Here is an 11,982-nt window from a genome sequence, read left to right on the forward strand (position 1 = left end):
TTGCCCGCGCGCGCTTCTGACGGCGTCTCATCGCTGTTTCCATTGCCAAATCGCCTCGTTGACGACCACCTTCGCAGCCGGTGAGGCAGCCATTCGCATGTCTAATGTTGAGAATGTTCATCATGAAATAGCTTACATGCGGGGCGGTGCTGGGGAACTCCCAGATCGGGAGCATTGCAAGTATTTCTATCCACATTTGGTGCGTAGAAAGAACGTTCAGCTCGAGCATGCCAAAGCTGCAACTCTTGAAATGCTCACCGCACCGTGGGTTATTCTCTCCTATACCAATCCAAAGAAGCAAAATCGCAAGGGCTTTGTCATATTCTATCGTCGACGTGGCGAGTCAGTCGAAGAGTTTCTCTATCTCATTGATTATCTTATGCACTACCAAATTCTGGTTGATGACACGGATGTGCGTATTAAGATCCTTGATACGCATCCAAATGCAGCCGCGCTTTTCGGTAAAGCCAAGGACCAATATGTCGATGAGTATAGTGGCGGCCCAGATATCAGAGATCGTCTGAACTCAATCGATTTCTCCCAGATTAACGACGTACGCACGAAATTCTCGGAATTGGAATTGGGGATGGACCGTGTCTAAGAGCATCTTACTATATTGCGCAACGGACAATGAGATCTACGATGTCCTTATGTCGTCAAAACAACGAATTAGCTCTGCTGTCGTCCTTGAATTGGCTAAAGATAGAGGGATATTCTATTCATATAAAGATGCCCGAGAGGAGTTGATTAATAGCCTCTCATTGCTAACTCATGACTATCATGATCTGAATATAATACTCGATCAGCGCGAGCACGCTGGGCGCGCCGAAAAGCTAACATCCATTACCCTTAATGCAGTGTTGACTCTCGATGATATTAAAGAGGTCGCCAAGGAGTATATTGCTGAATCGCCGACTGATGAGAAGGTGTCGTCGCACGCCAAGGGTACTGACCAGTATAATGTGAATGTAAAATACTCGGAGATTGATTATTCCAAAACCCGGCTTGTGCAACGAACCCCAAAAGAGGCGGGGATTGAGTTCCATGTCGAGGGTAATAAAACGATAGTCAGGCTACCTGCGAATGCCAAGGCAAAGGAGATTGTTGGAAAGCTTAAGGACAAGCTCGATGGGAAAAAGAAAACTGACATCCCCACAGACTTAATAGAGATTGGCGAATTCACTACTGCGGCGGCCAAGACCGAGTTCTTCACGTCGTTGATTAGCAAGCTGAATGGCTTCAAGCTTGACAACGTCACCAGTGTGAAGGTCGAACCGATCAAAAAGGAATCGGACGAGGACGAGCTTGACCTAGAGGATGATCAAAATAAGGGCTCAGCTCTTTACCCCTGAGAGCTTCGATGGTTTCGTTATAGAGCGCGTGAGGGATAACTCACTTGAGGGGCGATTTATCGAAAAGCTCAGTTACCAAGAAATAACTACGGATCCATTCGGTAGAGAGGAGTCTTTCGAGAGAATTACGTATCGTAGCTTTGATTTTACTCTTTTCTCAGACTACCCAAATATCGAGCTCCGAGATTGTCAGCGGAGTACAAAAGAATTTGTTAATAAACTACTGGAGCTATGTAATTTCTCCTTGTCCATTTCTCCGCTATCCATAAATCTAATGGACTGGGTGGACGCACTCCAGGATCAAATCAGCAGAAAAATAATAGTGGATTCACTCCAGCTCTCGGGTCTTGCGTTGGAAGAAGGAGTTAATGCAAAAATTCTTCTAAAGGGAAAAGAGGATGTGCGCAAGGCGCTGGAAGATTTCTCCCGGGGAAGAAATTTACGCTTGAAAAGGTGCAGGTGAAGATTGACGTGGGAGGGAAAGTAATCCCCGTACATTTATCGAGCTCAGGTTCACTGAAGGTATCAGAAGACTATTTGAATGATCTTCTTCCTCTTATCCGGATCACATTACCGAGGTAATCGGGTTGGTGGTCCTGCTCGGAAGCCGGTCTTGGGGGGCAGAATCTGGTGTCTATGGCTTAAGCATTGGTCAGACCGGATTTTCCAACGCCATCGGTCGCGTTGTGGATCCGTGTTTCTGTCATCCGGCATGGATCGATCGGCACCTACAAAAGCGGTTATCCTGGATGTGCCTGCATGCACCGGCGGTTGCGCCGACGTAGTAGGTAGTTCAGCGCAGAACCTGCATCGCTGGCTAGCGTGTACTATTGCGGGTCGCACAAACCGTGTGAACTTGCCTTCTCCACTGGGTTTCCAGCGTGTACGCCGCTGTTTTTCGGCGACAGATTACGGGCATTGATCCCAACAGAATCAAGCCAACGGCCACACAGAAGGCTGGGCCAGAAAATAAGCTAGCTGCAATATAGCAAGCCAAGCTTCCCGTCAGAACGCACCACACAACGGGATAACGCCTTGCAGCCTCGTGCCTGAGGTGGTCAATCAAGTAAATAACCTGACCCGTTCGGGTATTTCGAAGCGTCCAAAACACCACCGAGCCTTTCTTGTTCAGTAGTCTTGTGGAAAAATCGATCTCCAGTGGTTATTCCCACGGTGAGGCCTTTTAGTCGGATCCGAAACGACTCGCCCACTGAACTCGTGAACTCAAGGTGCTGCTTTATTATGAAGCTCTCTATTTTTCGATACTGAGGAATGCCTAGCGGGGAAAGATTGGCCGGAATATATTGCGATGAGCGTCGGATTTCGCGCCGCGTGCTGCCACGAGTACAAATCACTTCCGTTTTCTGGAGGCCGAGTTTTTGCATATTAGTGGTGCAGAAATAATGGGGCGAGAACGCGTTTCGGATCGAGTCTACGGTCTAAAATACAAGAATGGGAGGTGCCCTGTCAAACCTAAATTGCAGCGGGTGTGGCTAATATTGTTGTGAGCGGGAAAAATGGAAGGCCTCCAGTAAATCTATAAGGATAATGATGATAATTTATAAATACATGTCCCATAATCGTTTTTTTGACGGCTTCAAGTTGCGTTTTACGCCCCCAAAAGATCTGAATGATCCTCGCGAACTTGTGCCGGAACTTAGATTGAAAAACGGGGGGAATATGTTCAAGCTATAACCAAAAGAAATATCGGAGACGCCTATCTTCGATTTGTCCTGGAGAATCCTCATATTTCACTTGAGGAGGCATGGGCTCGTATGGCCTCTGCGGCAAATATTCTGGAAGGCTCGTTTGATGTAGACAAAAAAATTGAAGAATATTTAAATGTTTACTTGAAGGTTACGAACAAGAACGTTGGGGTACTATCGCTGACGGAATCTTGCTGCAATGAGTTGATGTGGGCCCATTATGGTGGTAGCTATGCAGGGTACGTCGTTGGCTTTGACAGTAATAGTTCGTTCTTTAAACCAAAAAAAGGCGATCCCAAGGTTTGTGGTGAGTTGATGAGTGTAATTTACAGTGATGCCCGTCCGGTGGTCGATATTGAGCCCGGCAAAATGGAAATTCCCAAGGAAGTATTTTTTACAAAATCGAGGAAATGGGAATATGAGAAGGAGTGGAGAATGCTAAAGTATCTGGGGATGGCTGATGAGGGCATTCCGAAGGAGAATCCGTCGATTCATTTGTTCTCTGTTCCACCGGATGCAATCACGGAAGTAATATTTGGTTCGAAATTTGATGGCACTGCCCGTGGCGAAATCGAATCAAAGACTAAGGATTATGCTCCGCATGTCACATTTAAAGAGCAATTTTATGATGCCAAACAAGATCGCATATTGATTCGGTAGTCGCGAGAAAATACGCGATTAGATAAAGTACTCGAAGCGTACGCCGGCCGATTTTGCCGTCTGAAACGAGCGCACGACGGGCGGAAACTTGCCGTCCCCCAGACATTCTCGTCAGAGTCGGACCAGGCGTTGCCTCATGCTTACGCCTACCCTGGGATCTACCGAAACGTCGTCCGAGCATACATCGCAACTGTATGGCGCATGATTCAAGTCTCGGCGTTGTTGCTCTGTCAAACACGAAATGTGCGGACTTTCACCATCGGCGGTTCCTCACTTATGTTTCACGCTAGGTGAACCGTGGACGGTGCGTGTTGCGGCGTCCGGAAACTGCGCGCGGAAAGCCGCTAGGCGCCTCCCTATCTCAGCTTTCATTTCCTGCGCTGCCTCGGCGCGTTCCCCCGGACTTATCTCAGGCGACAAGAGCCGGCCTATTAGCTCGCTAGTCAGGACCGAATAGCAGCGGGATCTCCCTAAGCCCAAGCGCTCGTAGCGCGATATTTAGAAGTTGCCGAATTGCCTCAATGAGTCCAGTCAAGACGGGTGCAACTGGACTGGCCGTGGCCGTGCACCGGCTTGGCTCGGTAAGAATCGCGACAAGTTCTTGATTCCGGAAGCGTGAGGGCAGGGCGGCCCAACGACCGTCGTTTTGCCGCGGTTATTGGCAGATAGCCGCGCCGCTTGAGCCCATCTCCTTATACAGAAGTCATGAGTCCTCAGCCCGTAGCGCCAGGATCATGAACGCAGCATCCATGGTTCGCTGCATGCCGATCCAGATCGTTTTGGCGCCGGGCTCGCCATCACACTTGCGGCCCAGGAAACCACCCAGTGACGCGATCAAGCGGATCATTTGATTGAGCGTGACGGGCGTCTTTGGGCGCGCCTTCTTCGCGAGTAGATACGCGCCTCGTATCTCATCGGCATCAAAGAATAGCGACGCGTCCAGGTCAGGGCAGGTTCTGCCCAAACGCATCAGTCGGGCAATGCGCCACGCCACCACCATGTAAAACACCAGGGCCCGTTCCACGCGGTCCATGTGGGATAACTGTAAAGCTTCCACCTTGCACCCGTTCTTCAGGACATTGGTAGGGTCGAGGACTGGCGCGCGCACCTGTAGGCTCCGGTGGTAACTCCACCGCTTTCGCAGTGGACCGCAGTCCGGCTACCATAGTCACGTTTCCAGCCCCCGCCACGTCAAACGGAGCGTGCGGTTTTCCCGCACTCCGCTTTCCTGTGCGCTTCGCACCACGGCTTATGAGACCTATCATGCTGGGGATCCTTTCGGCATGCTCCAGCGCACCCTGTAGTTGTCGAACAACCCCAGAGTGTCGTAGAGCCATCGCGTACTCCATCTCGCCCAGCCGAAGCCCCGTCGTCCCCGAGCGCGCATCAGATGACTTCTGATCTTCAATGCAACCCATCGTTTGACCACTTGGAAGCAGCGACTTGAGTGACCGACAGCAAAGTAATTCACCCAACCGCGCAGCACCGGGTTAATGCGTTGTATCACCCGTGCCACAGGCTGAGAACGATACCGTCGGAACACTTCCTTAAGCGTTTGCATCAACGCCGTACGTTTCTTCAACTTCGGCGTGAACTGCGCCCACCACAACCCTTTACTGCTACGGGTCCGTCGGAAGTCGAACCCCAGAAATCCGAAGCTCTCGCCTCGTGTGAGGTCAACCATTCGGCTCTTGTCCTCATTGATCTCTACTTGGAGTTTGGCGAACTCCTCCCGCAATCGCACGACCACCGCTTTATGTAACCAGTCATGCCGCGCATGAGCGTCCACGAGCACTACCAGATCGTCTGCAAACCGCGCATATTCGATTTGGGTGTACTTGCCCCGGCGAGTCAGGGTCTTCGCCCGCTCCAACATCTGATCAACCTCATTGAGGTAGAGATTGCTGAGCAGTGGCGAGATCACGCCTCCCTGAGGGACGCCCATCTTCCCGGAAGATTTCAGGATCATCTTGAGCAAGCGCATTACATCCTCGTCCTGGATTCTGCTTGCCACCTTCCCCAGTAGCCGATCATGCCGGACACTGTCGAAGTAGGCTTTCAGGTCAAGGTCAATCACGCGCGTCTTGCCACTGACGATCGCTCCAGCCACCCGGTCTATCGCTTCATGCGCTGTCCGCTTGGGGCGGTAGCCATATGACCCCGGTTGGAAGTCCGCCTCAAAGATCGGCTCCAATATGAGTTTCAGCGCCCCTTGCACCACGCGGTCACGGATCGAAGGAATCGACAGGACGCGGACTTTCGTCCCCCCATCCTTGGGAATCTCCTTCTTGCGCGCCGGCCTCGGTGCGTAGGTACGTCGTATCAGTTCATCTTGAATCTGCTCGAGGAATCCTGGGCGCCCTGCCGCCTCGATGGCTTCGAAGGTCTCGCCGTCCCCGCCCGGGGCGCCGCGATTCTCCTTGGCCATCTGGTAAGCCGCTTGCAGCGTTTCCATCTTGCAGACATGCACGTATAAACCCCAGAAACGCCAGGACGGTTCAGACTTCGCCTTGACGTATATCTTCCTTCTCAGGTCCTGCAAACTGCCGGGTGTCCTTTCTCATCTCACCCTTGCCTCCCTTATGTTGGAAGAGTTACACACAGTAGGGTGCCTTCGCTCCACGGGCATTACCCCGCTTCGTCACTACTACACACCCGTCCGCCACCCTCTCGCCTTCGGCCGACTTCCCGGTGTTGCCGGTTATACGACCTACCCAGCTTCCGTCGATTTCTCGACGGGGCAAGGAGGGCTTCTCCAGTTGCTCAGCATATCCTTGCCACCATGCCGTCGCTTCCACCCCGCCGAAGGATCCCACCGCTTCAGTCAGCCTGCGGTAGGCTCTGCTGCCTTCGCCCTATTCTTGGAGGCTCGGCCTTCGGGGACAGAGTTTCGAGGCCACATCCGCGTTCATTTTCATTACGGCCTGGTGACTCGCCGCCGCCCCACGGACGACGTTGTCGATGGGCTTCAGCGTCCCAGTTTCCCAGGCACGCTGCCATCCTAGCTACGGGGCATTGACTCTTACCCCGGCGGGACTGACTCCCGCTGAATACGCCAGCCTTTGCTGGACGCACAAGAACATCTCAATCTCCCACCGGGCTCGATACCAATCTATCAGCTCGACGACGGCATCTGTATCTTGAGCCTCCCGGTTGGTCAGCAGTCGCCACACGACAGGGGTAACGCCTGCCGGGGCGCCGATCTCCTGGGCCACTATGCAGGTGACGGCTGGCCCCGTCTTACCCGGCAGCTTCACGCGTTGCGCACGTAACTCCTGCTTGACCTCGCGCGCCTTTTGGCCTGCGCGCCCCGGCAGGATGAAGCCGATCTCTCCCAGAGCTTCGCTGGCGTCTACCGTGTCCCACAGCTTGCCTGCCTCACCAAGGCTGCGGTTGTGTTGGGAACGTATCAGCCAGTCTGCAGGATTGCCGAGCTCATTAGCACGCTCCATCATCGCAGCGATATCGCCTTCCCGATCCGCCACGTAGACCAGGCGAGTCTCAGGCAACATCGCGGCCTGTTCTGCAACGCGTTCGTAGCTTTCAGTCCACCGTACGCTCTCTGTAATACCAACCCGCTGCCCGTTTGCATCCAGCGGCTCCCGGGCCCACATCCAGGCGTCGATCACACCGAGTGGTTCCCGATCCGGCGTCACAGCGTAGGTCGGATGCAGATACATCCCCCTCTGCGCTTCGTAGCTCAAGGGCCCGAGCCCATCGATCTCCTGGCCGTTAAAATTCAACTCTAACGCAGAGTGTATTTTAATGCGGAGCCCCGTTCGTGGAGGCCCCGTTGGCGAATGAATTTGACTACTTTTTCTCCGCATAAGGGAACTCGATCCTAGAGGGGCGATGAGTTCATCCGTAGCCTTGAAGCGTCGGGAACGCAGATTTGGCGAGACGATTGCCTCGAGCGCTTCCAATTTTACCGATGGGTCCGCACGTGAGTAGACCTCGCTCGTCTGCATGTGTGCGTTGCCGAGCCAAAGCGAAACCTTTCTGAGATCCTTGGTGACTTGCAGGACGGACAACGCACAAGTGTGTCGACCTCCTTGAGCAGAAGTCTCCAGTCGGGGCCAGAAAGACGTCAATATTATGCGGAGCAATGCCGAACAAACGCGATACTCGATCTGCTTTGAGAGAAGTCCAGTTACATTGTCTTCGGTGAACTACTCCGCATTAAAATACACTCTGCGTTAGAGTTGTAACGCGGTGCACCGCGTTACAGCTCGGTTGTGTCTGCAATGCACAGCACCACCGGGAATTGCCGCGCCCGCCCTGCCGTGCGCTCCCAATGCGGCTGCATCATGTCTGTCCACTCGACTTCCTCGTTGCCGAGAAATCGATAGGCAGCGATGGTCTCTGCCCAGTCTTCGCATGCGCCAGGAATGCTCGCAGTCGGCCTCGCAGCCAGTCGCTTCAGCAGCCCCTTCGCCCGTCGGTCCCGCCTTGGATCGCCAAGATCCAGCGCCTCAAATTCTTCGTCCACCCATGCCCCCGACTCGTTGTTCATTCGCGCTCAAAAAAGCCAGGAGTAAACGCGAATCCGCACGAGTTTACAACCCCTCCCGCCCAAGTCCCATCAAATTCTGGTCGCACTGCGCCCGGTCAGGACGCTGGACTTTTGTATAAGGAGATGCGTTAAACCAGGGACGGACTAAGCGGCAAGGCGGTCCAGACGATCTGGCAGTCGGCCAACGAGGGGTCATCGTACTTTTGACGCGAAATCTGGCAGTCCGGCCTTGAAAACCGTTTGAAATCAGCATCTTGAAAGATCCTCGGGTACGCGGGGCGAAGTAACCGTAACCATTTACATTCAGCAGTACGTAATAGATGTCCTCTCCCAACGACCTCGACCTACAGTGCCATGTCGATGGGTGGCCGGGATTCGCAAATATGCGAGGCCTCCCATATTTGCGAATATGGGGCGCATGACGCCTCTGCTGCGAAGGGTGGACCGCGCTACGACGCCGATATGACGCCGGAACAGCGACGCGCGGCTGCGAACGGGGCGTGGCTGTGCGTGAATTGCGCCACGCTCGTCGACAAAGCCTTGCCCGACTTTCCCCCGGGGCCGTCGCTAAGTTCCAGCAGGACGTTGTCGCGCGCAACAAGCAGGCAGTGCATCAAACATCCTTGGACGCGCAGCCGTCTTATGACGCGAAGGCAGCGTTCAAAGGGATCGAGAGCTTCCAAGCGCGGGTACAGGCGATTTACATCGTCGTCGGCTATGGACTGTCGATCGAAGTGCCGTTCGCAGCGGTCACCGCGATTCAGTGGCTCGCGAGTGAATGCGCCTCTCTCAACCCGTTGTCTCCGCTGAGCGCACAGTTTCCGACGATGGTGGCGGTGCAGCGACGTATCGTGGCCTCGCTGCAGGCCATTGCGCGGGAAGTGAAACAGCCGGAAGCTTGGTGGGCCGACCAAGACTGGGCGCGCCATACTCCTGTCGGGGCCGGTAACTGCATTCCTCTGGCAGACGAGCAGCAGGCAACGCGCGACCGATCGGTCGCGCTCGTGCGCGCGCGCTGGGCCGATGTGCTCGACGGCATGCAGCAGCTCACTACGTTCAAGCTGACCCTATAAGGGCGGTGGCCGCGACAGCAGCTCTTGCCACCCGGCAGCGCGCGATGCCGCGAGCGCGGTCCTGGGGCGTTCGGCGCTCGGTCGGACCCTCGGCAGGCCGCCCCCGGAAAGGACCCCAGTGACGAGGTGGCGCACCGGGCGTTGCGGTCCCATGCCGGCGCCAAGGGCGCCGCGTGGGGCCGGGCAAAAATGGCGCATAATGCGCCATCGAAGAAGAACCCGGGAACAGCCATGCCCCTCGAAGCCATCCACAAAGCGGCCGACGTCTACGGCATCAGCCGTGATCTGCCCTTGAACTATGTCACGCGCAAGTCCGTCGACGACGCCTTGATCGAGAATCTGACGCGCGATAAGCACCTTGTCATCTTCGGCAGCTCCAAGCAGGGCAAGACCTCAGTGCGAAAGCACTGCCTGAAGGACAGTGACTACATCGTCGTGCACTGCTCCAACCGGTGGTCACTGGATGACCTGCACGCGGCCATCCTGAAGGCCGCCGGCTTCGAACTCACCCAGTCGTCAACGAAGACGGAAACGGGCAAGAGCAAGATCATGGCGACCTTCAAGGCAGCGATCTGGGGCACCGGCATCGAATCCGGCGCAGAGAAGACTACCGAGACGTCGAACTCGATCACAACCGCGCCGATCGAGCTCGACACCAGTGATGTCAACGACATCATCAAGGCGCTCAATGGCTTTAATCGGTTTATCGTACTGGAGGACTTCCACTATCTGCCAGTCGAAGCCCAGCGGGACTTTTCGGTCGCACTCAAGGCGTTTCACGAACAGTCGAAGCTTTGTTTCATCGTGGTCGGGGTATGGCTGGAAGAGGGGCGTCTGACGGTCTACAACGGCGACCTGACGGGGCGTATTTTTGGTATCAACGCCGACAAGTGGACAAGAGCAGAGCTCCATGAGGTGATCACCGCCGGCGAGGCCTTGCTTAACATCAGCTTTACCGAGGCGTTCAAAGAGGCGCTGCTCAAGGGTTGCTTGGATAGCGTCTACATCGTGCAGGAAGCTTGCTATCAGGCCTGCCGTCTTGCGGGCGTGCATGAGACAAGGGAGACCATGCTCTCGATCGGCGACGGCGTGGATGTGGAGCAACTGATCAAGGATGTCGTCAACCAGCAAACGGGACGTTATCACTCCTTCATCACGCAGTTTGCGGCGGGGTTCCAAGACACAACGCTCGCCATGTATAAATGGCTGTTGTACCCGGTCCTGACTTGCGACACCAAGCATCTCGAAGAGGGGCTGCGGTATCGCGAAATTCGTGCGCAACTTCAGCAGAAGCATCCGCAAGGCAATGATCTGAATCCCGGCAATCTGACGCAGGCACTTGGCTTTGTGGCGTCGCTGCAGGTGAAGAAGGAGATCAAACCGATCGTGTTGGACTACGACCAGACTAATTTGCGGATGAATGTCGTCGATCGTGGCTTCCTGATCTGGCTTCAGAATCAGGATCGGACGGAGCTGCTTGAGCTCGCCGATCTGCCCACGGCTTGACGCACGCCGTGAACACGATGGAGGCCCGCCGATGAAATGGGTCACGATGAAACAGTTTCTGCCGATAGCGGTTCGACCGGTCCATGAGGGCGTGTTGACGTGCGCCTCGCCACTGGGGTCGAGCGCCGCGAGTACCGGCAGGTGTGGGAGAGCGCGCCAAATCGGGTGCGAGCCACCATCACCGAAATTGCCCAGTTCAAGAGACGGCCTGGATGTGGGCACGTTGGCCAGCATCTGGAGGAGGCGAAATTATTGCTGGGTCGGCTGCAGCGCACGATGGTCGCGGCACAGGTTGCCGAGGCAGTTGCCCGGACCAGCGTTTGTCCCACGTGCGGTGCGCAGTTGGCTTGCAAGGGCCACCATCACTTGGTCTTCCGTAGCGCGTTTGGGCGACTGTCGATTGACAGTCCCAGGCTGTATCCGAGGGCCACCGCCCATAGAGCGGTTTAGCTCAACCGCTTTTTAGCGAACCGGCGGCGGCGGTTGCCCCGTGCCTGCGATCCACCCAGTGCGCCGCCTCTGCTACGCTAAAAATCCTCTGCATTATCAAGAACAGAGAAAAGTGATGCATGACGTTCAATAAAATGTTGCCATTGATTTTTGTAACGCAGGAGGCGCTTTTTTGAGTGTCGCTGTCACGTCTCACAGTTAGTGGGTTTTGTCTCACAGTTCCTGGGTCCAGTTCTGGCGAACCAGAGACCCGTGCGATCCGAGCCGTGTGAAAAGGCGTACGATCAGGAGGTGATCGTACGCATCGAACGCTAGGTTTGTCCGTGCCTGAGCGTGTAACGTCTCCCCAGCCAAGTGGTCCTGCCATGATCCTGTATCACACTGACCCCGATTCCCCGGTCGTCGAGATTTCCGTCGAAGGCAAAATCACTGACCGCGGGCTGCGCGAAGCCATCGAGCGCATGCGAGGGGATCTCGAACTGAACGGCAAGACCCGCGTGCTCGAACGCATCGAGCATTTCACCGGCATCGAGCCAAAGGCACTGTGGACCGACCTGACGCTCGGCGTTTCCTTGGCCCGCAAAATCACGCGCGCCGCCGTGGTGGCCGACGCCGGATGGATCCACGCCTCGATGCATCTGGCGCGGTTCTTTGCGAAGGCCGAAGTCAAGGCGTTCCACGTCAACGAGCTGGATCAGGCGCGCGCCTGGATCAACGCCTGA

At 55.1% G+C, this 11,982-nt stretch carries 9 protein-coding genes and 5 pseudogenes; 9 read left to right on the plus strand and 5 right to left on the minus strand.

Translation table 11 applies throughout. The features are described 5' to 3' along the window. Positions 1-58 precede the first annotated feature (58 nt). Genes OMK73_RS04855 through OMK73_RS04865 form a run of 3 tightly spaced genes read left to right on the plus strand, consistent with a single transcriptional unit; the run spans position 59 to position 1,815 of the window. A complete protein-coding gene (locus tag OMK73_RS04855) occupies positions 59-601 on the plus strand; it encodes a hypothetical protein (protein ID WP_267601014.1) in 543 nt (180 codons plus the stop codon). Then, on the plus strand, positions 594-1,352 hold the full coding sequence (locus OMK73_RS04860) for a hypothetical protein (protein WP_267601015.1): 759 nt from the start codon (positions 594-596) through the stop codon (positions 1,350-1,352). The genes OMK73_RS04855 and OMK73_RS04860 overlap by 8 nt, the downstream gene beginning before the upstream one ends. Beyond that, positions 1,318-1,815: a hypothetical protein gene (locus OMK73_RS04865; RefSeq protein WP_267601016.1), complete on the plus strand. Its 498-nt coding sequence runs from the start codon at positions 1,318-1,320 to the stop codon at positions 1,813-1,815. The genes OMK73_RS04860 and OMK73_RS04865 overlap by 35 nt, the downstream gene beginning before the upstream one ends. A gap of 595 nt (positions 1,816-2,410) precedes the next feature. Here OMK73_RS04865 and OMK73_RS04870 read toward each other — a convergent pair. Continuing rightward, positions 2,411-2,737: a hypothetical protein gene (locus tag OMK73_RS04870; RefSeq protein ID WP_267601017.1), complete on the minus strand. Its 327-nt coding sequence runs from the start codon at positions 2,735-2,737 to the stop codon at positions 2,411-2,413. Between the two features lie 390 nt (positions 2,738-3,127). Between OMK73_RS04870 and OMK73_RS04875 the strand changes: the two genes are divergently transcribed. Both OMK73_RS04875 and OMK73_RS38795 read left to right on the plus strand, forming a co-directional pair. Next, positions 3,128-3,718: a DUF2971 domain-containing protein gene (locus OMK73_RS04875; RefSeq protein ID WP_267601018.1), complete on the plus strand. Its 591-nt coding sequence runs from the start codon at positions 3,128-3,130 to the stop codon at positions 3,716-3,718. A gap of 538 nt (positions 3,719-4,256) precedes the next feature. Continuing rightward, positions 4,257-4,337: pseudogene (locus OMK73_RS38795) on the plus strand (H-NS family nucleoid-associated regulatory protein); the annotation flags it as partial. Between the two features lie 84 nt (positions 4,338-4,421). Here OMK73_RS38795 and OMK73_RS04880 read toward each other — a convergent pair. The 4 genes and pseudogenes from OMK73_RS04880 to OMK73_RS04895 form a co-directional block, all read right to left on the minus strand. Continuing rightward, a pseudogene (locus tag OMK73_RS04880) lies at positions 4,422-4,799 on the minus strand (IS4 family transposase); the annotation flags it as partial. A 180-nt stretch (positions 4,800-4,979) separates the two neighbouring features. Next, positions 4,980-6,173: a group II intron reverse transcriptase/maturase gene (ltrA, locus tag OMK73_RS04885; protein WP_267601019.1), complete on the minus strand. Its 1,194-nt coding sequence runs from the start codon at positions 6,171-6,173 to the stop codon at positions 4,980-4,982. A gap of 613 nt (positions 6,174-6,786) precedes the next feature. Continuing rightward, a pseudogene (locus OMK73_RS04890) lies at positions 6,787-7,500 on the minus strand (IS4 family transposase); the annotation flags it as partial. Positions 7,501-7,943: 443 nt separating this feature from the next. Further along, positions 7,944-8,231, minus strand: a pseudogene (locus OMK73_RS04895) (IS4 family transposase DNA-binding protein); the annotation flags it as partial. Between the two features lie 500 nt (positions 8,232-8,731). On the opposite strand from OMK73_RS04895, the gene OMK73_RS04900 reads away from it, so the two are divergent. The 4 genes and pseudogenes from OMK73_RS04900 to OMK73_RS04915 all read left to right on the plus strand — a co-directional run bounded on the left by OMK73_RS04900 (position 8,732) and on the right by OMK73_RS04915 (position 11,982). Next, complete coding sequence (locus OMK73_RS04900) at positions 8,732-9,304, plus strand: hypothetical protein (protein ID WP_267601020.1); 573 nt, start codon at positions 8,732-8,734, stop codon at positions 9,302-9,304. A gap of 126 nt (positions 9,305-9,430) precedes the next feature. Next, entirely contained in the window at positions 9,431-10,810 is a 1,380-nt protein-coding gene (locus OMK73_RS04905) for a hypothetical protein (RefSeq protein WP_267601021.1), read from the plus strand. A gap of 141 nt (positions 10,811-10,951) precedes the next feature. After that, a pseudogene (locus tag OMK73_RS04910) lies at positions 10,952-11,230 on the plus strand (ISKra4 family transposase); the annotation flags it as partial. Positions 11,231-11,625: 395 nt separating this feature from the next. Next, on the plus strand, positions 11,626-11,982 hold the full coding sequence (locus OMK73_RS04915) for an STAS/SEC14 domain-containing protein (protein ID WP_267601022.1): 357 nt from the start codon (positions 11,626-11,628) through the stop codon (positions 11,980-11,982).

It is taken from the genome of Cupriavidus sp. D39, from assembly GCF_026627925.1.
GTDB classification, from domain to species: Bacteria; Pseudomonadota; Gammaproteobacteria; order Burkholderiales; family Burkholderiaceae; genus Cupriavidus; species Cupriavidus ulmosensis.